A 20819-nucleotide genomic window follows, 5' to 3' on the forward strand; every position below is an offset into this window, starting at 1 on the left:
CGGCGATCTCCCTGACGATTTCTGCGGCGATTTTCCCGGCAGGGGCGATGAGTTCGGGCCGCGCCGCCGGTACGTACCGGTGAGGGCCGCCGGAACACCCCGACGGCCGCCGCACCGAGCGAGGAAGGACGTGCGCGCCATGAGCGTCATCGTCATCGGCTTCACCACCCTGGACGGCCGGGTCGCCGACCCCGACGGCTCCGACGGAACCCCCGGCGGCGGCTGGATGTTCCGCCACGGCCCCGAACACGTCTCCGGCGACAAGTTCCGCCTCGGCGCCACTCTCGACGACGGCGTGCTGCTGCTCGGCCGCCGCACCTGGCAGCACTTCGCCACTCTCTGGCCCACCCGCGACGACCCGTTCTCCACCCGGATGAACGCCGCCGCCAAACTGGTCGCCACCCGCACCCTCACCGACACCTCCGCCTGGGCCAACTCCCGCCTGCTGGAAGGAGACCTGCTCACCGCCGTCCAGGCCGAGCAGCGGGACGTCGTCGTCACCGGCAGCGTCGGCGTGGTGCACCAGCTGATCGCCGCCGACCTGGTCGACGAGTACCGCATCCTCACCGTCCCGGTCGTGCTCGGCGCCGGGGCCCGGCTGTTCCCCGACGGCGCGTCCGCCGCCGACCTGCGCTGCGTGCAGGCGGAGCAGGTCGGGCCGATGCTGTACGCCCGCTACCGGCGCAGCTGAGCGGTCCGTCGTCGACCTGCGGGGGTGGGGAGTCCGTGGCAGCCTGGCACTGCCCGGAACCGTCCGATGGCAGGGAGTAATCATGGGCATGAGCGACAAGTTCAAGGACAAGGCCCGGCAGGCGGAGGAGCAGGCCAAGCAGCGTCTCGGCCAGAAGTCCCCGCAGGGCGACGACCAGCAGAAGGCCGCCGACCAGCAGCAGGGGCGGCAGAGCATGGACGAGCAGCAGGACGAGGAGCAGCAGTAAGCGCCCACGGGCGCGTGCGAACCGGCTCCCGGCACGGTCTTCGTGCCGGGAGTTCGTGCGGGCATCGAGGGCTGGCCTCCAGGCCTGGCGTCGAGGGGCGGCGTGTCCAGGCCTGGCGTCGAGGGCTGGCCTGCGGCAGCGGTGCGGAGTAATTTAGTTCACATCAGCTAATTATCATCTGGCTTCCAGGGGTGGGGCGGGAGATGGCCGACGTGACCAAGGGACCGGGCGGGCTGGGGCGGATCGGGGTGGAGCATCCGCGCTACAAGTGGATCGCGCTGTCGAACACCACGCTCGGCATGCTGATCGCCACCGTCAACGCCTCGATCGTGCTGATCTCGCTGCCGGCGATCTTCAACGGCATCCACCTGAACCCGCTGCAACCCGGCAACGTCAGCTACCTGCTGTGGATGCTGATGGGATACATGCTGGTCACCGCCGTCCTGGTGGTGACGCTCGGGCGGCTGGGGGACATCTGGGGACGGGTGCGGATCTACAACGCGGGCTTCCTGATCTTCACCGTCACCTCGGTGATCCTCTCGCTCGACCCGATGGCGGGCGGCGGCGGAGCACTCTGGCTGATCGGCTGGCGGGTGGTCCAGGCCGTCGGCGGCGCGATGCTGATGGCCAACTCGGCGGCGATCATCACCGACGCGTTCCCGGCCCGGCAGCGCGGCATGGCGCTCGGCGTCAACATGGTGGCGGCGATCGCCGGTTCGTTCGTCGGACTGGTGCTGGGCGGCCTGCTCGCCGAGTGGAACTGGCGGTCGATCTTCTGGGTCAACGTCCCGATCGGCATCATCGGCACCGTCTGGGCCTACCGCTCGCTGCACGAGACCGGCATCCGCCGGCCGGGCCGGATCGACTGGTGGGGGAACATCACCTTCGCCGTCGGCCTGACCGCGCTGCTCGCCGCCATCACCTACGGCATCCAACCGTACGGCGGCCACACCATGGGCTGGACGAACCCGTGGGTGCTGACCGGACTCGTCGGCGGCGCCGCCGTGCTGGTCGCGTTCTGCGTCATCGAGACCAGGGTCGCCGAACCGATGTTCCCGCTGCGGCTGTTCCGCGACCCGGTGTTCGCCGGCGGCAACCTGGCCACCCTGCTCGGCTCCGTCGCCCGCGGCGGCCTGCAGTTCATGCTGATCGTCTGGCTGCAGGGCATCTGGCTGCCGCTGCACGGCTACGACTACGCGGACACCCCGCTGTGGGCCGGCATCTACCTCGTCCCGCTGACCGTCGGCTTCCTCGCGGCCGGCCCGATCGCCGGATACCTGTCCGACCGGTTCGGCGCCCGATTGTTCGCGGCCGGCGGCCTGGTGGTGATGGCCGGTTCGTTCGCCGGACTGCTGCTCCTGCCCACCGACTTCGGGTACCTCTGGTTCGCCCTGCTGGTGTTCCTGAACGGCCTCGGCGGCGGCCTGTTCGCCGCGCCGAACACCGCGCTGGTGATGTCCAGCGTCCCCGCCGCCGACCGGGGCGCCGCCTCCGGCATGCGGGCCACCTTCCAGAACGCCGGCATGGTGCTGTCCATCGGCGTGTTCTTCTCGCTGATGGTGGCCGGTCTGGCCGGCTCCCTGCCAGGGACCCTGAGCAGCGGACTCACCGCCCAGGGCGTCTCTCCGGCCGACGCCCACGCGGTCGCCGGGCTCCCGCCGGTCGGCACGCTGTTCGCGGCGTTCCTCGGCTACAACCCGGTCCGTGAACTGCTCGGCCCGCACGTGCTGTCCACGCTGCCCGCGTCCAACGCACAGACCCTGACCGGACGCGAGTTCTTCCCGCACCTGATCTCCGGGCCGTTCCACGACGGACTGATGGTGGTGTTCTCGCTGGCCATCGCGATGTCGCTGGTGGCCGCCGTCGCCTCGCTGCTGCGCGGCCGGGCGGCGGAGCGGGGAGCGGTCGCCCAGGACCCGGCCGTCGTGCGGGAGTCGGCGTGAACGACTCGTCAGGGCACGGGAGTTCGGCGGTCGGGGGTGGGCTCGACCCGGCCGCGGTGGTCCGGCTGCGGCTGGTCGTCGCGCGCCTGCACCGGCAGCTCGCCCAGGCGTCCGACCGGCAGGACTTCACCTTCGCGCAGCTCTCCGCACTGGCCCGGATCGAGGCGCACGGCCCGATCCGGCTCGGCGAACTCGCCGCCCGTGAACGGGTCGCCGCGCCGTCGATGACCCGCACCGTCACCCCGCTGGTCGCCTCCGGCCTGGTCACCCGGCTGCCCGACCCGGAGGACGGACGCTCCGCACTGGTCGAACTCTCGGCCGAGGGCGTCGAGTTGCTCGCCGAGATCCGGCAACGCCGCTCCGAGGTGCTGGCCCGTCGCACCGCCGAGCTCGACGTGCGGGAGCGCGCCGTGCTGCTGGAGGCGCTGCCGGTGCTTGAGCGGCTGGTGGCCTTCGAGGACTGAATGGGCCGTAGGTGATGCCGAATTGACGCATCGCCAGTTGCCCGGCCCGGCTGTCGACGCGTCGTGGTGCCACGTCGGTCGGCGGGAGGTCGTCCGGCCCCTCGACAAGTCGAACGGCGATCCGCTACACCGGTCGGGTACGGATGTTCGCCACCTCCCGGAGCCGGAGAAACCGATCTGATGCAGGCGCAACTGCTGGTGCTGGAGCACGAGCCGAGGCTTCGACACGCCAGTGCGGTGGGGATGTTCCTGGTCGTCGCCGGCCTGCCGACGCTGCTGGTCGCCGGTCTCCCCGGTGTCCCGACCACGGCGAGGGTCGTCGTCGGGCTGTGCTGCACGGCGATCGGGGCCTGGCTCGGGGTCCGGGCCGAACGGGCCGTCGTGGTCTGCGAGTCCGACGGGATACTGATCCGGGGGTTCGTCCGCAGTCGGTGCATACCGGTTCGCGACGTCGTCGGCCTGCGGGGCATCCACCTGTACTGGTGCAGCCCGCGCGGGCGGCTGCGGCGGAGCAGGCTCTCCAGTTTCGCCACGACCCATCAGGCTCCACGTTCGGTCCACGACCGCAACGAGGCCTACCTGGACGAGCTCTCCCGATGGCTCCACCACGCCGTGTACGGCGGGCTGAGGCGCCGGGCGAAGCAGGCCCGCCACCTCGACGACGACGCCCTGGCCAGGGAACTGCGACTGGCCACTGTCGCGCAGCGGTGGGAACGCCGACTCCTGCGCGGGCTCGACCGGTCGGAGCCGACGGTCTGGGACGAGCTGGTGACGAGCGCCGCGACCGAGACGAAGCGCCGGGCCCTGCCGAGGTGAGAGCCGGCCCGAACCACCGTGCCGGCCCGACCCATCGTGCCCGCCCGAACCACCGTGCCCGCCCGGCCGGCGAGGAACGGCAGGGCGGGACGGCGGGGCAGCAGTCACCAGCGTCGTGGCCGCGGCCGGGCCCCGGCAAGCTGGTTCGCAGGGAATGGCCGGGCGACCGTCGGCCTGGCCGGAGACGTTCGCCCGGCTGCCCGAAAAGGGCGCCCGATCAGGACGCCTGTGCGGCGATGCCGTCCAGCACGATCTCCAGGCCGGCCTCGAACTCCGCGCCGGGCGCGGGGTGTTCGCCCTCCACAATGAGCTCCGCCAGGTGCGGGTGGTGGCCCTCGTCCAGCACCCGCCGCAGGTACGGCGACATGGCATCCCGCCACTGCTCCTCCGAACGGCCCTCCGCCCGGTCCGCCTGACGCTCCGCCAGCTCGGTGCGCAGCGCCCCCACCAGGTAGGCGTGGAACGCGGCCGCGGCCCGGCGCAGCGCGGCGGGGCGGCCGGCGAGGTTCGGCACGGCGCTCAGCACCGAGAGCCTGGCCTCCAGTGCGGCCAGGGCGTGCGGCCCCAAATGCGGTCGGCCGCCCAGCAGTTCCGGGAACCACTCGTGCCGCAGCGCGGCCCGCCTGGTGAGGCCGGCGATCAGGCGCAGGCCCGCTCGCCAGTCCGGCGGGAGGTGGGCGGCGGGCGGGACGATCTCGGCGTAGACCGCGTCCGCCATCAGGTCGAGCAGCTCGTCCTTGGTGTCCACGTACCCGTACAGCCGCATCGGGCCGACCTCCAGCGCCGCCGCCACCCGGCGGATCGAGACGCCCTCCAGGCCGTCCGCGTCCGCGAGTTCCAGCGCCGCGCCGACGATCAGCTCCCGGCTCAGCGGATGCGGCGTCCGGCGGGCCGGTGGCTCGGGACGGGCCCAGATCGGGGTGGACCCGGGCTCGACGGGCTGACGGGGTGTCATGGGGCGTTCTCCGATCGGGCGGTGGCGGGCGGCCGGGCACTGTCGATACAGTGTATCGAGCGATACGGTGTATCAGCCAGCTTGGGGGAGACGCATGTCCACAGAGATCGCGACCGACATCGGCATCGTCGGAGGAGGCCCGGGCGGTCTGACGCTGGCCCGGCTGCTCACCCGGCGCGGCATCCCGGTCACGGTGTACGAACGCGACGCCGGGCCGGACGCCAGGCTCCAGGGCGGCACCCTCGACCTGCACCTGGAGACCGGCCAGCGCGCCCTGCGCGAAGCCGGCCTGACGGAAGCCTTCCGCCGCCACGCCCGCCCGGAAGGGCAGGACCTGCTCCTGCTCGACCACACCGGCACCCTGCTGTACCGCGAGGACACCCCCGCCCCCGCGCCCGGCGACACCCCGCCGAGGCCCGAGATCGACCGCACCGACCTGCGCGCGCTGCTGCTCGGCTCCCTGCCGCCCGGCGCCGTCCGGTGGGCGCACACCCTACGCCGCGCCACGCCCGCCCCGGCCGGCGGCTGGCAGCTGCACTTCGCCGACGGCGGCACCGCCGAACACCGCGTCCTGGTCGGCGCCGACGGCGCCCGCTCCCGGCTGCGCCCGCTGCTCACCCCCGTCGAGCCGCACCACCTCGGCGTCAACACCGTCGAGGGCGTCATCCCCGCCGTCGACCGCACCCACCCCGAACTGGCCGCCGCCGTCGGCCGGGGCAGCTACTGGGTGATCGGCGACGGCCGGTCGATCGCCGCACAGCGCTGCTCCGACGGCCGGGTCCTGGTCCACCTGTCCTTCCACGGCCCCGCCGACTGGCTCACCACCTGCGGCATCCCCTTCGACCGCCCCGCCGAGGCCCGCCCCGCGCTGCTGGAGCCGTTCGCCGACTGGACGCCCACCTGCCGCGGGCTGATCGCCGCCTGCGAAGGCGAGCTGACGCCCCGTCCGCTCACCGCCCTCCCCGTCGGCCTGCGCTGGCCGCACCGCTCCGGCCTCACCCTGCTCGGCGACGCCGCCCACCTGATGCCGCCCGTCGGAAACGGCGCCAACGCGGCGATGCGCGACGCCCTCGAACTCGCCGACGCCCTCACCGCCCACCCCGCCGACCCCGGGGCGGCGCTGCGCGCCTACGAGGACGAGATGTTCGCCCGCACCGCCGAGGTCGCCGCCGAGTCCGACCGGGTGATGAGGCTGATCCACTCACCGGCCGGCGCGCGGGGCGTGGCCGCCTTCTTCAACGGCGAGGGCGTGGCGGACGGGTAGGCCGCTTCGGGCGGGCCTCGGCGGTGGTCCGGTCACTGGACCAGGAACCAGCTCTGGTAGGGATTGGTGCGGTTGCAGCTCTCCTCGCGAAAGAGGTACGGGCTGTTGTTGCCGTTGTCCAAGCAGGAGCGGACGGCGAAGTTGAAGAACTGGGTGCCGATCGCCCCCTGCGTCATCGCCCAGATCTGGTACGGGTCCTGGCTGTTGCAGGACTTCATCTGCACCGTGGAGGCGCTCATCGCCCGGACGCAGCGGCCACTGCTGTCGTTGCGGAGCTGGACGTTCGGGTAGTCGGTGTCGGGGGCGGCGGACGCGACCTTCCAACGGCTGTTGGCCGCCGAGGTGCTGTACGTGGTCGAGCTCAACTCGTAGCTGCCGTAGACGCTGCCGAGGTGGTGATCGATGAACTTGCTGCTGCCGATGACGAGATTGTCCATGTTCACATAGGCGTTGGCCGTGCCGGAACCGGCGACCAGGGAGACGAGTGCCGCCGCCGTGCCGAGCGCGGCCGCGAGACGCAGCTTCATGCTCCGACCCTCCGTGGGGGATGGGGCCTGGACTTCCGCCTCCACGCTAGCCGCAGGCGCCCCGCCCACGGCAGCGGCGGGCGGGGCGTGGGCGGAGTGTTCGGCGCGGCGGAGCGCCCCCGGGGGCGTGGAGGACGAGCGGCCGGGTCTGGGATCCTGTCAGCATGAGCACACCTTCGAGCACGCCGCCGGACGGCCTGCCCCGCTACCGCGTCCTGACCGGCCCCGACGACGCCGCGTTCTGCCACCGGGTCAGCGAGGCGCTCGCCCTGGGCTACGAACTGCACGAAGGGCCCGCCGTCACGTTCGACGGCGAGCGGGTCGTCGTGGCACAGGCGCTGCTCTGGCCGCAGCCGTCGCGGCAGTCCTGACGGGGGTTCAGCCGGCGGGCAGCAGGCGACAGGGGTGGACCAGGTACGGGCCGAGCAGGCCCTCGCGGTCGCCGTCCTTGTAGGCGATGGCGAACCCGGTCAGACCGTCGCCGTCGGTGCGGAGTTCCAGGCCGAACGACGGGCTGTTCAACCGGGCGTCGACGGTGGGGAGTTGGAGGTCGGCGGCGAGGCGGGCGTCCCAGCGGTGGGAGGCGGCCGCCGGGACGGTGGCGGGCGGGAGATCAGCGAGTGCGACGCGGACCTGACGATCCGTCAGGACGTCCAGGCGTAGCGGGATCTCGCCGTCCGGGGTCTCGATGCGGCCCGCCCAGCCACCCGGGGCGAGCGTGAAGTCCCGGGCCCGCTCGGTGACCGGCTGGAGGTGGCCGGAGTCGAACTCCGGGGCGACGGCGTCCATCAGATGACGGACCACGGCGTTGCGGGCGGACTTGTCGGTGAAGTTGGTCAGGACGGCGAAGGAGAGCTCGCGGTCGGGCAGGTCGATCATCATGGTGGCGACACCGCCCATGCCGCCGCCGTGGCTGGAGATCACCGAGCCGCCCTCGCGCTGGACGATCCGACCGAGACCGTAGTCGAGACGGTCGGTGATGGCCGGGCCGTCCAGCACCGCCGCAGCCGTGGCCGGCCGGAGCAGACTCGCGGAGCGGCGGGCGAACAGCGCGATGTCACCGGCCGTGGCCCAACCCGACCCGGCGGCCAGGTGACTGCTGTGGCAGTCGGGGTACGTGCGGCCGTCCGGGGTGTAGCGCCGCGCGACAGGTGCGGGGCCGGGGTGGACGTCGCCCAGCTCGAAGGACGTCAGACCGAGCGGCTCGGCCACGTGCTTCCGCAGGTGCGTGTGCAGGGACTGGCCGGAGACCTGCTCAAGGAGCTCGCCGAGCTGCCCGTACCCGAGGTTGGAGTACTCGAAGTCACTTCCCGGCGTGCGTACTTGGCGGAGGTAGGCGGCCGGGTCGATCGGTGACGGCTCGTCGCCGTAGTGGAAGTCGTAGTACGCCGGGAACCCGCCCCGGTGCTGCATCAGCTGACGCGGCGTCGGCACCGTCGCCCACGGGTGACTGCCGGGCACGGGCGCGTCCAGGTCGAGCAGGCCGCGGTCGGCGGCCAGGCACACGGCCACGGCCGTGAACGCCTTGGTGATCGAGGCGAGACCGTAGGCGGTCTCGGGGGTGGCGGCGCGACCCGCCGCGACATCCGCCAGCCCGTAGGCCCGCGCGAACACCAACTCCTGACCCTGCGCCACGGCCACGCTCACCGACGGACACCCGTGCGCCGCCAATGCCTGCTCGCAGAACTCGTCCAACCCGTCCAGCACGCTCATGCCCTCCCCGCCCAACGAAAACCGTTCCGGGACGGATGCTAACCGCCGGCCGTGGAACTGGTGCGACGGGGTGGGCTGTTGGGGGCGAGGTGGGGAGGTAGTGAGCGGACGGATGCTCACCGCGGGCTGCGGAACTGGTGGGAGGGGGTGGGCTGTTGAGAGGCGGAGTGGGGGAGGTGTCGGTTGGTGGACGAGGAGTGGGGATGGCGGACGGATGCTCACCGCAGGCTGCGGAACTGGTGGGAGGGGATGGGCTGTTGAGGGGCGGAGTGGGGGAGGGGTCGGTCGGTGGATGGGGAGTGGGGAGGGGAGGGGGCGAGCGGATGCCAACTGCTGGCTGCGGAAGTGCCGTGAAGGGGTGGGCTGTTGAGGGTGGAGTGAGGGAGGGGTCCGGTTGGCGGATGGGGCAGGGGAGGAAGACGGGTGGGCGGATGCCAATCGTCGGCCGCAGAACTGGTGGGAGGGGGTGGGCTGTTGGGGGCCGGGGTGGGCGCGGTGGGGTGGGGCGTGGGGTGAGGGCGGGCGGGTCAGGGGGGTGGGGTGGCGCGGAGGGCTACTTCGAGTTCGAAGCGGGTGTCGGGGGAGGAGAGGGACGGGCCGAAGAGGCGGTGGACGCGGTGGAGGCGTTGGCGGGCGGTCTGGGGGTGGATTCCGAGGCGGGCGGCGACCTGGGGGGCGGTGCCGCGGCCGGTCTGGAGCCAGGCGAGGAGGGTGGCGGCGAGGCGGTCGCGTTGTTTGGGGGTGAGCGGGGCCAGTGGGGCGAGGCGGCGTTCGGCGATCAGGCGGACCAGCGCGGGGTCGGTGAGCAGGAGCAGGTCCGCGAGGCGGTCGCGGCAGTCGACCGGCTGGTCGGGGGCCTGCGGGAGGGAGGCACGGACCAGCCGGGCCCAGCGCAGCGACTGCGCCGCCAGGGCGGGTGGCACCGGCGGGCCGATCACCGCGCCGCGGCCCTGGAGGGCGGCGGTGATCCGGGGGTCGGTCAGGGCGGTCGCCGGGTCGGGCAACAGCAGGTGGGGCTGCGGGGCCTCCAGGTTGATCAGGACGTGGTCGGGCAGTCGGCCGCCGCCCGCGGGTCGGGTGCCGAACGAGGCGATCCGGGCCAGCGGTTGACGGGCCGTCGGAAGCGGCGCCGACGGGCCCGACGGGCGCGGGTCGAGCGAGACGCCGGCGAGCAGCACGGGCAGCGGCCAGTCCGCGGACTGCGCGGCGGCGGTGAGTTCGGCCGGATCGGCGGTACCGGACAGCAACAGGTCGAGCAGCCGGTGCCGGGCTCGGCCGAGCGCGCCCGCCCGGTCGGTGCGGGCGTCCATGTAGCCCTGGACGCTGGCCGCCGCGACCTCGTCGATGTGCGCGAACACCGCCTCGGCCAGCGTGACGAGTTGCTCCGGGTCGAGGCGGTGGCGGCGGGCCACCCGGGCGTAGCGGCGCCAGGCGATCCGGGCGCCGAGGCGGAACGCCGCCTGCAGGGCGTCCAGGCTGCGGCCCTCGGCGAGTTCGCCGCGGCCCAGCGCCCGGTAGACCCGGACCTGTCGCGGGCCGGCGGCGGGCAGCCCGGCGACCCGGTCGACGAACTCGGCGAGCGCGGTCTCCACGCCCTGCTGGATTCCGGCGCCGAATTGGCCCGAGAGCGGGCGGGCGAATTCGGGGACGGCGGACCTGATCTCCCGGATGATCTCGGCCGCCAAGGATTGCTGCTCCGCCCTGAGTTCGGTCGATAATTCGCGCGGAAGTCCCTCCCAGGGCCCAGCCAATTCCGATCCTCCCGGTAGCGATAATCCGTTCCAACGGGGGTCCCGTGCACACCCGGCGGCGGTCGACGACAGGGGGAGTATGCGGCGAGGCCACGCACCGGTCAATAGGTCCGGCGCAGTCGTGCGGGCCCCGCCGGGGAGGCCGGACGGGCGGAAACGCTCGCCGCCGTGACAGTTCCGGAGGAGGACGGGCGCGATTCCTGGCACCCGCCGATGCCCTTTTCCCGGCCCGGAGGGCGAGAAGTCGACGCATCGTCGGAGAAAGAGCCTGCCGGGCCGACCGTGGGCGATGGAATTCCGGGCCGGTCAGGAAGTGCGGTCGGGGCACGGAATGCGGGGAAAGCGGAGAGTGACGGGACTCGTGAACTCACCTGCCAGGAAGGCGGGTTGGGGAGGAGCAAAGGCCTTCGGCGCGAGCTTCGGGGGTGCGCAGGCCCGGTGCCAGCAGCAGGGTGACGGCGAGGGACGCGGCCGCCAGGACGGCGATCGCGGTGGCCGGCGAGGTCCGTTCGGCGAGCGCGCCGGCCAGGGCGGCGCCGACGCCCTGCACGGCGAGCAGGCCCGAGCCGTGCAACCCGAAGGCCTGGCCGCCGAGTTCCTCCGGGGTCAGCGCCATCAGGCGGTCCTGGAAGATCAGGCCGGTCGAGTAGCCGACGGTGGCGACGGTGACGGCCGCGAGCAGCACGGGCAGCGCGGGGCGCAGGGCGAACAGCAGGAAGGGCGCGGCGAGCAGCAGGCACAGCGGGACGCCGAGCCGGGCCTGCCACGCCCGGGAGACGAAACGGCCGACCGCGACGTCCCCGGCCAGCATGCCGACGGCGCCGGCGGCGAACAGCAGCCCGGCGTCCTGCGGCGCGTACGGGACGTAGAGCGACTCGCAGCCGACGACCAGCCCGTTGGGCACCCAGAGCGCCAGGTAGACGGACCGGCGGGGGCGCGAGGACCACAGCCGGGCGTTGGTCCGCCAGGTCTCCGCGATCGAGGCGCGCCCCGCCAGGCGCGGCGGCCGGGCGGTGAGCCCGAACCGGGCGACGGCGGCGGCGAGCAGGTACAGGCCGGCCCCGGTGAGCAGCACCCCGTGCGGGGACAGCGAGGTGAGCAGCACGCCGCCGAGTGCGAAGCCGCAGGTCTGGACGGCGCCGACCGAGATGTTCATCATCGAGCGGCCCAGCAGGTAGCCCTCGCGGGCCAGGATCTCGTTGAGCAGCCCCGCTCGCACCCCGCCGCCCAGCGAGGCCACCACGCCGAGGCCCAGCGCGACGGCGAAGGCCGACCACACCTGCAGCCCGGGCAGCGCCTGCACGGCCGCGCCGAGGCCGAAGAGCAGCGCGATCCAGGTCAGCGCGGCCCGCGGCGGGATCCGATCGGCCGCCGACAGCAGCGTGGTGGCGCCGACCAGTTGGGCCAGGGCGGGGCCGAACATGGCCAGCGCCGACAACAGCGGGGAGCCGGTCGCGGCGAAGACCAGCGTGCCGAGCGCCAGCCCCGTCACGGTCTGGGCCGCCACCTGGGCGGCGGAGGCGAGGAAGAGGGGCGTGAACTCCGGTGTCCGGAACAGCTCCTGATAGGTCCGCATGGCCGGAGTCTCGGTGGGTGCCGGGCCGCGCTGTTACTGTTTCGCGGGGAGGCGAAACATGGGCTGGTGGCAGGTCGGCGCCGACACGCTGGCCGGGAGCCGGTTCGTGGTCTCCCCGCTGGCGGAGACCGTCGCCGCCCTGAAGCTGCTGGACCGGGGAGTCGGCGGGACCCCGGCCGACCGTGACTGGCTCGACCTCCACCTACCCGCGTACCGGCGGAAGTTGACGGCGGATCCGGTGACCGCCTTGCTGGTGCGCACCGCCGTCGGCGGGCGGTGGAACGCCACCTTCTTCACGCCCACCCCCGACGTCGCCGGCGAGGCCGACTTCGCCCGGGAGCTGGCACAGGTCCGTCGCACCCCGGCCCGGACGGCGCTGGCCGACCTGGCGGTGGCCCGCGGCGGCCCGCTCCCTGCCGAGCTGCACCGCTCCGACCTGCCCGCGCGGGCGGCCGACCTGCTGGAGTGGGTCTGGACCACCGGGGTGCTGCCGTCCTGGCCGCAGCGCCGGCGGATCGCCGAGGCCGACATCGTCGCCCGCACGGCGCAGCTGGGCCAGGGCGGCTGGGCGGCGGCGCTGGCCGACCTGCGCCCCGGGATGCGCTGGCTGGGCGGGAGCCGGCTGCAGGTCACCGCGGGCGACCACCCGCCGATGGAACTCGCCGGGGCGCACCTGCTGTTCGTCCCCGTGACGCCCCGGCGGAGCTGGGTCTGCTGGGACACCTCGGCCGTGGCGGTCGGCGGCCACGCGGGCCACCGGTACGCCGTGGTCTACCCGTGCTCCGGCGTGCTGGCCGAGGCCGGCCGCTCCCGCGCCCCGGAAGCGCTGGGACGGCTGCTCGGCCCGGCCCGGGCGGACGTCCTGGTGCTGCTCGGCGCCCCGAAGACCACCACCCAGCTGGTCGCGCTGACCGGACAAGGGCTGGGCTCGGTCGGGCGGCACCTGAAGGTCCTGTTCGACGCCCGGCTGGTGCAGCGCCGACGCACCGGACGGTCCGTGCTCTACTTCCGTACCGACGCCGGCGACGTCCTGGTGCGGGCCCAGAGCGACGGCGGCTGACGGAACTGGCGCGTTCTCGACGGTGTCGGGCCGTGCGGGGCGGGTGGTTCGCGGTCAACCTGAGTTGCCGCATGTCATCCGGATGCCAAACCGGACGGAGTCAGTCCCAATCCTCATGGGGCCAAGATTCACCTGATCGGGTGCACCCTCGGCCTCGTGCGAGGACTTGGGAGTGGCGAAGATCTACTGTTCGGGAGGCGGTGGGCGGCCCGGCGACCCGAGGTCCCTCCGAACCCTCCAGCCACACCCTTTCTCTTTGCCAAGACCCCACCACACCCACGGATCTGACAGCACGTCAGCTCACGTGGCGAGACGAAGGAGAACCCGGCCCGATGTCCGTGGACAGCAGCCCGGAGACTCAGCAGGCGCAGCGCCAGCAGACCAGCCTCACCACCGCCGCCGCACGCAACCTGGCGACCACCACCAAGTCCGCACCGCAGATGCAGGAGATCACCTCCCGCTGGCTGCTGCGGATGCTGCCTTGGGTGCAGACCTCCGGCGGTACCTACCGGGTCAACCGGCGCCTGACCTACACGGTCGGCGACGGCCGGATCGAGTTCATCCAGACCGGCGGCGACGTCCGGGTCATCCCTCGGGAGCTCGGTGAACTCGCCCTGCTGCGCGGCTTCGAGGACGACGACGTGCTGTCGGCGATCGCCGACCGGTGCGTGCAGCGCGAGTTCCGGGCCGGGGAGACCCTGGTCGAGCGCGGCACCCCGTCCGACAAGATCCACCTGATCGCGCACGGCAAGATCAACCAGATCTCCACCGGCAAGTACGGCGACGACGCGGTGATCGGCGTCCTCGGCGACGGCGACCGGTTCGGCGAGAACGCCCTGCTGGACGCCGACGCCAGCTGGGACTACACCGCCACCGCCAAGACCTCCGGCACCCTGCTCACCCTCAGCCGGGCCGACTTCCAGTCGGTGCTCGCCCAGTCCGAGAGCCTGCAGGCCCACATCCGGGACTTCGCCAGCCTCCCGCTGCAGCGGCAGAACGAGCTCGGCGAGGCCGAGATCGCGATGTCCGCGGGCCACGAGGGCGAGCACCTGCTGCCCACCGCGTTCGTCGACTACGAGCTCAAGCCGCGCGAGTACGAGCTGTCGATCGCACAGACCGTGCTGCGGGTGCACTCCCGCGTCGCGGACCTCTACAACCAGCCGATGAACCAGATCGAGCAGCAGCTCAAGCTCACCGTCGAGGCGCTCCGCGAGCGCCAGGAGCACGAGCTGATCAACAACCGCGAGTTCGGCCTGCTCTCCAACTGCGCCTTCGACCAGCGGATCCAGACCCACTCCGGCCCCGCCACCCCCGACGACCTGGACGAGCTGCTCAGCCGCCGCCGCGACTCCGAGTTCTTCCTCGCCCACCCCAAGACCATCGCCGCGCTCGGCCGGGAGTTCAACTCCCGCGGCCTGTACCCGGACACGGTCGACCTCCAGGGCCACAAGGTGCCGGCCTGGCGCGGCGTCCCGATCCTGCCCTGCAACAAGATCCCGATCACCCCGGAGAACACCAGCTCCATCCTGGTGATGCGTACCGGCGAGCACAACCAGGGCGTCGTCGGCCTGCACCAGACCGGCATCCCCGACGAGTACCAGCCGAGCCTGTCGGTCCGCTTCATGGGCATCGACGACAAGGCCGTCATCAACTACCTGGTGACCGCGTACTACTCCGCGGCCATCATGGTGCCGGACGCCCTCGGCGTGCTCGAGAACGTGGAGATCGCCGTCCGCTGAGGCGGCGGCCGAGAACCGGTACGAGGAAGATCACGGCGGACCGCCGCAGGCCGTAACCAAACGGCGGTCCGATCGGTTGAGGGTGCGTCGGATTGATCATGCAGTTCCGTTTCTGCGACGGAACGGCACCGGTCCTCCGACGTGCCCTCGACTGCGCTCCGGCTCGAAAGCGGTGCCGGTTCGATCGTCCACAGCCACAGGAAGGTTGGACCATGCCCATGCAGCGGAACGACCGGCCGCCCGCGCACCGCGGGGCAGCGGCGGAGACCTTACCCACCCCGACGGCGCGCCGCGGCGTCCGGGCGGTGGGGCTGCGGACGGCCGGGGCGTTCGCCGGGGTCGCCGTGATGTGCGCGGTGCTCACGGGCGCCACCCGGACCGCAGCCACCGACACGACCGCCTACGAGCGGGACGACGGGCGGCGGTTGGAGATCTGCGTCCACGTGCACAGCTCCGTCGACGCCGCCGGAGTGCACGTCGAGGTGGACGCCGAGGGCGGGGCCGACGTCGCGCTCCCGCTGCACCCGCTGCGCGGACCACAGGAGGACGAGGGGGGCCGGGGGAACCCAGGGGGACGAGGGGGCGGCCACGGGAGTGGCCACGGCGGGGGCGACGACCAGGGCGGGGACGACCAGGGTGAGGGCGGGCACGGGCACCACTGCCACCCGCGGCCGACACCCACTCCCACGCCCAGCCCTTCGCGCAGTTGTTCGCCAACTCCCAAGCCGAGCCCGACAGTCGAGCCGAGCCCGACGCCGAGCCCCACGCCGACGCCGGCACCGAAACCCACGCCGGTGCCCACACCCACACCGGCCCCGCCGAAGCCGCAGCCGCAGCCCGCGCCCACCCGCAGCGCGGCGCCGATCGTGCCCGCGCCACCCACCCCCGCAGCGACGACGCCCGCCCCGAGCCCCGTACCGAGTCGGCCCGTGCCGCAGGCGTCCGTCCACCTGCCGCCGCCGTTGGTGCACGCCGCACCGCCCGCCCGCCACGGCAGTTCGACCACCACCCGGATGCTGGTGGTAACCGTCCCCGCGGTCATCGCCGTGGCGGCGCTGCGCCCGAGCGGGAAGTCCCGGGCCGCCGCGCGCCGCGGACGTTCCTGACGAACCGTCAAAGCCCCTTCATTCCAGTCGAGTTGTCGATGCAAGCAACAGGGAAGGACCTGTCATGTCCGAATGGGTGGCGCTCGCCATCGTGATGGCCGGGGCGTGCCTGGTCGTCGTCGCCGTCGTGCTGCTGAGGCACCGCAAGGTCGCTCTCCACGAGGACACCTCGGAGACGCCGGACGTCATCGAGTACATCACCATGATGATCGGCGTCGTGTACGCCATCGTCCTGGGCCTGGCGATCGCCGGCGTCTGGGAGTCCCGGTCGTCCGCGCAGGACGACGTGCAGCGCGAGGCCCAGGCGCTGCACGAAGTCAGCGCGCGGGCCGAGGTGTTTCCCGCGGACTTCCGGGCGACGGTCGACAAGGACGTCGACGGCTACGTCTCGTTCGTGGTGAACACCGAGTGGCACCACATGCGCACCCAGGGGGAACTCTCCCCGGAGGGCACCGACCTGCTGGCCAAGCTGCGCACCGACGTTGCCTCGCACGCCCCGCAGAACGACATCGAGGCGCAGGCGTACCAGGCGATGATGGACAAGATCGCCACCGCCGACGAGGCCCGCAACTCCCGTGGCGGCAACACCGGTCCGACCATGCCCGGCGTGGTCTGGTTCGGCCTGATCGTCGGCGCCGTGGTCACCGTCGGCATGCTGTTCGCGCTGCAGATCCGGCGCTCCGGGCGGGAGTTGGTGCTGGCCGGCACGTTCAGCGCGCTGATCGGCTTCCTGCTGTTCCTGATCTGGGACTTCGACGACCCGTTCGGGCGCGGCATGTCGGTCACCACGCAACCGTTCCTGGACCTGTTCCCGTCCCTCAACCAGTAGTCCGGGCGGTGGAGATGGAGAACATCCGGCCACCCCGGGCCGATTCGCGCATTACGCTGGGGGCGGCCGCCCACGCGGGGACGGGGGAACGGTCCCGGGCGGCCGACGGGGAGGCCGCGCAGCGGGACGCCACGGGCGGAACGGGCGCGGCGGCACAACGCGCAACGGGGAGACGGGGCATGGGGGCGCAGGACACCGAGGGGCGGCGCCGCGGCGAGACGCATGCGGCGGCGACGGGTTCGGCAGGGGCGGGTTCGGCAGCCGGGAGCAGGTACGCGCGGGTGGAGCGGGAGCGCCGCTTCCTGCTCGCCCGGGTTCCCGCGCCCAGTGCCGTCACGTGCGCCCGGCTGATCACCGACCGGTACGTGGACGGCACCCGCCTGCGGCTGCGTCACGTCGAGCGGATCGACACCGGGGAGTGCGCCCACAAGCTCACCCAGAAGGTCCCGGCGCCGCCCGGCGCCACCGGCCCGGTACGGGGCCTGATCACCAACATGTACCTGTCGGGGGAGGAGTACTCCCTGCTGCTGGACGTGCTGCCCGGCCGGGTGCTGACCAAGACCCGGCTGAGCGTCCCCCCGCTGGGCATCGACGTGTTCGACGGCCGGCTGCTCGGACTGGTGCTGGCGGAGGCGGAGTTCGAGACCACCGAGGACGCAGAAACGTTCGTGCCCCCGGCGGGTTGTCTGGCCGAGGTCACCGACGACCCGCGCTTCACCGGCGGCTCGCTGGCCCACGCCGAGCGCGCCCAGGTGCGCGGCTGGCTGGCGGACTACGGGCTGCGGCTGGCCTGAGGCTACCCGTCCCGGGCCGACTTCAGTCGCAGGGAAGGGAATTGACGAGTACCGGGGCCGCCGGTCGGTTGTGCGAAGTGGTGTTTCGTGCCCCCTCCCGGAGGCCAGTACGGTCCGATCCATGGACGTGAATTTCGAGTCGGCCGAAGAACTCACCGCTGCCCTGCGTGCCGGTGAGGTGACCTCGGCGGAGCTGACCGAAGCGGCGATCGCCCGCATCGAGCGGGACGACGAGCCGATCAACGCGATCTGCGTGCCGGACTTCGACCGGGCCCGGGCCGCCGCGCACAGTGCCGACCGGGCGCGCGCCCGCGGCGAGGACCGGCCGCTGCTCGGCATCCCGGTGACGGTGAAGGAGTGCTACGACATCGCGGGGCTGCCCACCACCTTCGGCATCCCGCAGCACCGGGACTTCGTGCCGGCCGAGGACGCGCTGCAGGTGTCGCGGCTCAAGGCCGCCGGCGCGGTGGTGCTCGGCAAGACCAATGTGCCCCGCGGGCTGCAGGACATCCAGAGCTTCAACGAGATCTACGGCACCACCAACAATCCGTGGAACCACGCCCGCACCTCGGGCGGATCCTCCGGCGGATCGGCGGCGGCCCTGGCGTCCGGTTTCGGCGCGCTGTCCATCGGCTCCGACCTGGCCGGCTCGCTGCGCACGCCCGCGCACTTCTGCGGCGTCTACGCGCACAAGCCGACGCTCGGGATGCTGCCGACCCGCGGCATGGTTCCGCCGCCCGGTCCGGCCCTGCCGACCGAGCTCGACCTCGCCGTGGTCGGCCCGATGGCGCGCACCGCCCGTGACCTGACGCTGCTGCTGGACGTCATGGCCGGGCCGGACCCGCTGACGTCCGGCGTGGCGTACCGGCTGGCGCTGCCGCCCGCGCGCCACGAGCGGCTGGGCGACTTCCGGGTCCTGGTCGTCGAGGACCATCCGTTCATCCCGACCGGGTCCGCCGTACGGGCCGGCCTGAACCGGGTGGCCGACGCGCTCGCCGCCGGCGGCGCCCGCGTCGACCGGCACAGTCCGCTGCTGCCCGATCTCGCCGACACCGCGGCCCTCTACATGCAGTTCCTGTTCTCCGGCACCGTCGCGCACTTCCCCGTCGACGAGCGCGAGCAGCTGCGGGCGCGCGCCGCCGCGCTGGGCGCGGACGACCGGAGCCTCGACGCGGCTCGGCTGCGCGGCATGGTGCTCAGCCACAGCGACTGGCTGGAGCTGAACTTCCGCCGCGAGGTCCACCGCCACGGCTGGCGGCAACTGTTCGCCGAGTACGACGCCGTGGTGTGCCCGATCACGCCCACGCCGGCGTTCCCGCACGACCACCACCCCCACCCGTTGGAGCGCCTGCTCGACATCGACGGCGTCGGGTATCCGTACTTCGACCAGCTGGTCTGGGCCGGCGTGGCCACCATGCCCGGGCTGCCCGCCACCGCCGTGCCGACGGGGCCGTCCCCCGAGGGCCTGCCGGTGGGCGTGCAGATCGTCGGCCCGATGTTCGAGGACCGCACCCCGCTGCGGCTGGCCGAGCTCCTGGAGCGGGAGATCGGCGGCTTCCGGGCGCCCAACTGAGCGAGCTCTTCCCGGCCGCATGATGTACAGGCAAACTGTACCTTCGGCGGCCGGGAACCTACGCTGGCCCCATGAGTGAAGACCGGGAGGCCGCACCGTCCGCCGTGCAGGCCTCGCAGCAGGTGCGATCCGTGATCGGCCGGCTGCGCCGGCGCATCAGAGCCGCCGCCGGAACGGGCGACCTGACGCTCACCCAGGCGTCCGCGATGGGGCGGCTGCTGGACAGCGACGGACAGGGCCTGACCACCAGCGACCTGGCGGTCGCCGAAGGCATGCGCCACCAGTCGATGGCCACCACCATCGCCGCGCTCACCGCGCAGGGCCTGGTGGAACGCCGCCGCGACCCCGACGACGGACGCCGGATGCTCATCGTGCTCACCCCCGAGGGCCGCCGCCGCGCGGAGGACGGCCGACGGGCGCGCGGCGAATGGCTCGCCGCCGAACTCCAGGCCAAGTGCACCGAAGCGGAACGGCAGACCGTGATCGCGGCCATGGCCGTCCTGGAACGACTCGGCCACGACTGACGGCGCGCCCGGCTCCTTCCCCGGCCGTCGTCGACCTGCGTGCCGCGCCCGCCGGTCGACGGTCGACCAGGAGCGGCGCGTCGGCGAGACTGAGGGCCTGGCGCCCCTTGGAGGAGTTGTGATGCAGGTAGCCGTGGTCACGTTCGACGGTTTCAACGAGCTCGACAGTTTCATCGCCTCCGCGTTGATCAACCGCTGTCGCAAGGACGGCCTGGAGGCCTTCCTCACCACGCCCACCCCCGTGGTCACCTCGATGAACGGGGTGGCGGTGACCGGGCAGCGCCCGATGGAGTTCGTGACCGAGGCCGACGTGGTGCTGATCGGCAGCGGGGTGAAGACCCGCGACGTGGTCGCCGACGACCGGCTGATCTCGCGGCTGCCGCTCGACCCCGCACGACAGCTGATCGGCGCGCAGTGCTCGGGCGCCCTGGTGCTCGCCCGGCTCGGCCTGCTGGACGGCATGCCCGCCTGCACGGATCTCACCAGCCGGCCCTTCGTCGAGGCCCGCGGCGTGACGGTGCTCGACACGCCGTTCCACGCGGAGGGGAACATCGCCACGGCGGGCGGCTGCCTGGCCTCCCAGTACCTCGCCACCTGGGTCGTCACCCGCGCGCTCGGGGAGGACGCCGCCCGTGACGTCCTCGGCTACGTCGCCCCCGTCGGCGAACAGCAGGAGACGATCGAACGCGCGCTGCGCGCCGTGCGGGTCGGCGAAGTCGCACTGGGCTGACGAGCCGTGGCCGGTCCGGGCCGGCGGACCTGACGGGCCGTCGGCCCGGACCTGACGGCTACCGGTCGGTGAACCCGCCGGAGACGGCGAGGCCGTCCATGTAGTCGCGGGCGTGGACGATCAGACCGTCGCGGACCCGGATCACCAGCAGGCCCGCGATCGCGAACTCGCCGTGTCCACCGGCGATTTCACCCCGGACCTGCTGTTCGACCACCAGCACCTCCGGATCGGTCGACCGGTGCACGGCCGTCTCCTCGATCTCCGTCGGCCGCGCCGGAGTCGCGGACCACGCGGCCCGGTACCCCGTCCGGATCGCCTCCCGCCCCTCGTACCGGGCCGGAAAGCGGGGGAATCGGAACGGGAACTCGTGGACGCCGTCCGGCGCGTAGAGCTCGGCCAGCGCATCGGCGTCCAGATCGAGCATCGCCCGCCGGTAACGGGCCAGGATGTCCAACAGCGGTTCGGCCATGGCGGTACCCCCAGGTGTTTCGTTCACGGGTGGATCGGTCTCGCACCC

General features: G+C 72.9%; 22 protein-coding genes. 15 read left to right on the forward strand and 7 right to left on the reverse strand.

Features of this window, described 5'->3' with window-relative positions; all coding sequences use genetic code 11:
- Positions 1-139: 139 nt before the first annotated feature.
- From CG736_RS24910 to CG736_RS24925, 5 genes are all read left to right on the forward strand, one after another.
- Positions 140-691, forward strand: coding sequence for a dihydrofolate reductase family protein (locus CG736_RS24910; RefSeq protein WP_100588412.1), 552 nt, complete (start codon positions 140-142; stop codon positions 689-691).
- A gap of 88 nt (positions 692-779) precedes the next feature.
- Entirely contained in the window at positions 780-938 is a 159-nt protein-coding gene (locus CG736_RS36490; RefSeq protein ID WP_157815721.1) for a hypothetical protein, read from the forward strand.
- A 212-nt stretch (positions 939-1150) separates the two neighbouring features.
- Entirely contained in the window at positions 1151-2881 is a 1731-nt protein-coding gene (locus tag CG736_RS24915; RefSeq protein ID WP_304528218.1) for an MFS transporter, read from the forward strand.
- Positions 2878-3345 carry a MarR family winged helix-turn-helix transcriptional regulator gene (locus CG736_RS24920; protein ID WP_100588414.1) on the forward strand — a complete coding sequence of 156 codons (468 nt, stop codon included), beginning with the start codon at positions 2878-2880 and terminating at the stop codon, positions 3343-3345. Before CG736_RS24915 ends, CG736_RS24920 begins: the two co-directional genes overlap by 4 nt.
- Positions 3346-3525: 180 nt before the next feature.
- Complete coding sequence (locus CG736_RS24925) at positions 3526-4161, forward strand: hypothetical protein (protein ID WP_100588415.1); 636 nt, start codon at positions 3526-3528, stop codon at positions 4159-4161.
- Positions 4162-4378: 217 nt separating this feature from the next.
- Here CG736_RS24925 and CG736_RS24930 read toward each other — a convergent pair whose 3' ends face one another.
- Positions 4379-5116, reverse strand: a complete 738-nt coding sequence (locus CG736_RS24930) for a TetR/AcrR family transcriptional regulator (protein WP_100588416.1) — start codon at positions 5114-5116, stop codon at positions 4379-4381.
- A gap of 94 nt (positions 5117-5210) precedes the next feature.
- Between CG736_RS24930 and CG736_RS24935 the strand changes: the two genes are divergently transcribed.
- Positions 5211-6380: an NAD(P)/FAD-dependent oxidoreductase gene (locus tag CG736_RS24935; protein WP_100588417.1), complete on the forward strand. Its 1170-nt coding sequence runs from the start codon at positions 5211-5213 to the stop codon at positions 6378-6380.
- Positions 6381-6412: 32 nt separating this feature from the next.
- Here the strand turns inward: CG736_RS24935 and CG736_RS24940 are convergent, their stop codons facing one another.
- Entirely contained in the window at positions 6413-6907 is a 495-nt protein-coding gene (locus CG736_RS24940; RefSeq protein ID WP_100588418.1) for a ricin-type beta-trefoil lectin domain protein, read from the reverse strand.
- Between the two features lie 164 nt (positions 6908-7071).
- On the opposite strand from CG736_RS24940, the gene CG736_RS24945 reads away from it, so the two are divergent.
- Positions 7072-7278, forward strand: coding sequence for a DUF1737 domain-containing protein (locus CG736_RS24945; protein ID WP_100588419.1), 207 nt, complete (start codon positions 7072-7074; stop codon positions 7276-7278).
- A gap of 7 nt (positions 7279-7285) precedes the next feature.
- Here CG736_RS24945 and CG736_RS24950 read toward each other — a convergent pair whose 3' ends face one another.
- The 3 genes from CG736_RS24950 to CG736_RS24960 all read right to left on the reverse strand — a co-directional run bounded on the left by CG736_RS24950 (position 7286) and on the right by CG736_RS24960 (position 11947).
- Complete coding sequence (locus tag CG736_RS24950) at positions 7286-8620, reverse strand: serine hydrolase (RefSeq protein ID WP_100588420.1); 1335 nt, start codon at positions 8618-8620, stop codon at positions 7286-7288.
- 527 nt (positions 8621-9147) lie between these two features.
- Positions 9148-10305 carry a helix-turn-helix domain-containing protein gene (locus CG736_RS37990; RefSeq protein WP_304528219.1) on the reverse strand — a complete coding sequence of 386 codons (1158 nt, stop codon included), beginning with the start codon at positions 10303-10305 and terminating at the stop codon, positions 9148-9150.
- 433 nt (positions 10306-10738) lie between these two features.
- Positions 10739-11947: an MFS transporter gene (locus CG736_RS24960; RefSeq protein ID WP_100588422.1), complete on the reverse strand. Its 1209-nt coding sequence runs from the start codon at positions 11945-11947 to the stop codon at positions 10739-10741.
- A 58-nt stretch (positions 11948-12005) separates the two neighbouring features.
- Between CG736_RS24960 and CG736_RS24965 the strand changes: the two genes are divergently transcribed.
- Both CG736_RS24965 and CG736_RS24970 read left to right on the forward strand, forming a co-directional pair.
- Positions 12006-13007, forward strand: a complete 1002-nt coding sequence (locus CG736_RS24965; protein WP_100588423.1) for a winged helix-turn-helix domain-containing protein — start codon at positions 12006-12008, stop codon at positions 13005-13007.
- A 332-nt stretch (positions 13008-13339) separates the two neighbouring features.
- Positions 13340-14746 (forward strand): family 2B encapsulin nanocompartment shell protein, encoded by a 1407-nt coding sequence (locus tag CG736_RS24970; protein WP_100588424.1) that lies wholly within the window; start codon positions 13340-13342, stop codon positions 14744-14746.
- Between the two features lie 269 nt (positions 14747-15015).
- Here CG736_RS24970 and CG736_RS37180 read toward each other — a convergent pair whose 3' ends face one another.
- A complete protein-coding gene (locus tag CG736_RS37180) occupies positions 15016-15411 on the reverse strand; it encodes a hypothetical protein (protein WP_198520601.1) in 396 nt (131 codons plus the stop codon).
- Positions 15412-15540: 129 nt separating this feature from the next.
- Here CG736_RS37180 and CG736_RS37185 point away from each other — a divergent pair, with 129 nt between their 5' ends.
- The 6 genes from CG736_RS37185 to CG736_RS24995 all read left to right on the forward strand — a co-directional run bounded on the left by CG736_RS37185 (position 15541) and on the right by CG736_RS24995 (position 20302).
- The gene (locus CG736_RS37185) at positions 15541-15852 is read left to right on the forward strand and encodes a hypothetical protein (RefSeq protein ID WP_198520602.1); all 312 of its coding nucleotides are present in this window, start codon (positions 15541-15543) and stop codon (positions 15850-15852) included.
- Positions 15853-15916: 64 nt separating this feature from the next.
- Positions 15917-16681 carry a DUF4239 domain-containing protein gene (locus tag CG736_RS24975; RefSeq protein ID WP_100588425.1) on the forward strand — a complete coding sequence of 255 codons (765 nt, stop codon included), beginning with the start codon at positions 15917-15919 and terminating at the stop codon, positions 16679-16681.
- Between the two features lie 179 nt (positions 16682-16860).
- A complete protein-coding gene (locus tag CG736_RS24980; RefSeq protein WP_232734157.1) occupies positions 16861-17475 on the forward strand; it encodes a hypothetical protein in 615 nt (204 codons plus the stop codon).
- A 121-nt stretch (positions 17476-17596) separates the two neighbouring features.
- Positions 17597-19048, forward strand: coding sequence for an amidase (locus tag CG736_RS24985; protein WP_100588427.1), 1452 nt, complete (start codon positions 17597-17599; stop codon positions 19046-19048).
- Between the two features lie 71 nt (positions 19049-19119).
- Positions 19120-19572: a MarR family transcriptional regulator gene (locus CG736_RS24990; RefSeq protein WP_100588428.1), complete on the forward strand. Its 453-nt coding sequence runs from the start codon at positions 19120-19122 to the stop codon at positions 19570-19572.
- Positions 19573-19693: 121 nt separating this feature from the next.
- Complete coding sequence (locus CG736_RS24995) at positions 19694-20302, forward strand: DJ-1/PfpI family protein (protein ID WP_100588429.1); 609 nt, start codon at positions 19694-19696, stop codon at positions 20300-20302.
- A 58-nt stretch (positions 20303-20360) separates the two neighbouring features.
- On the opposite strand, the gene CG736_RS25000 is transcribed toward CG736_RS24995, so the two are convergent.
- Positions 20361-20771 carry a nuclear transport factor 2 family protein gene (locus CG736_RS25000; RefSeq protein WP_100588430.1) on the reverse strand — a complete coding sequence of 137 codons (411 nt, stop codon included), beginning with the start codon at positions 20769-20771 and terminating at the stop codon, positions 20361-20363.
- Positions 20772-20819 lie beyond the last annotated feature (48 nt).

Source organism: Kitasatospora sp. CB02891 (assembly GCF_002803145.1).
In the GTDB taxonomy this organism is placed as follows: Bacteria; Actinomycetota; Actinomycetes; order Streptomycetales; family Streptomycetaceae; genus Kitasatospora; species Kitasatospora griseola.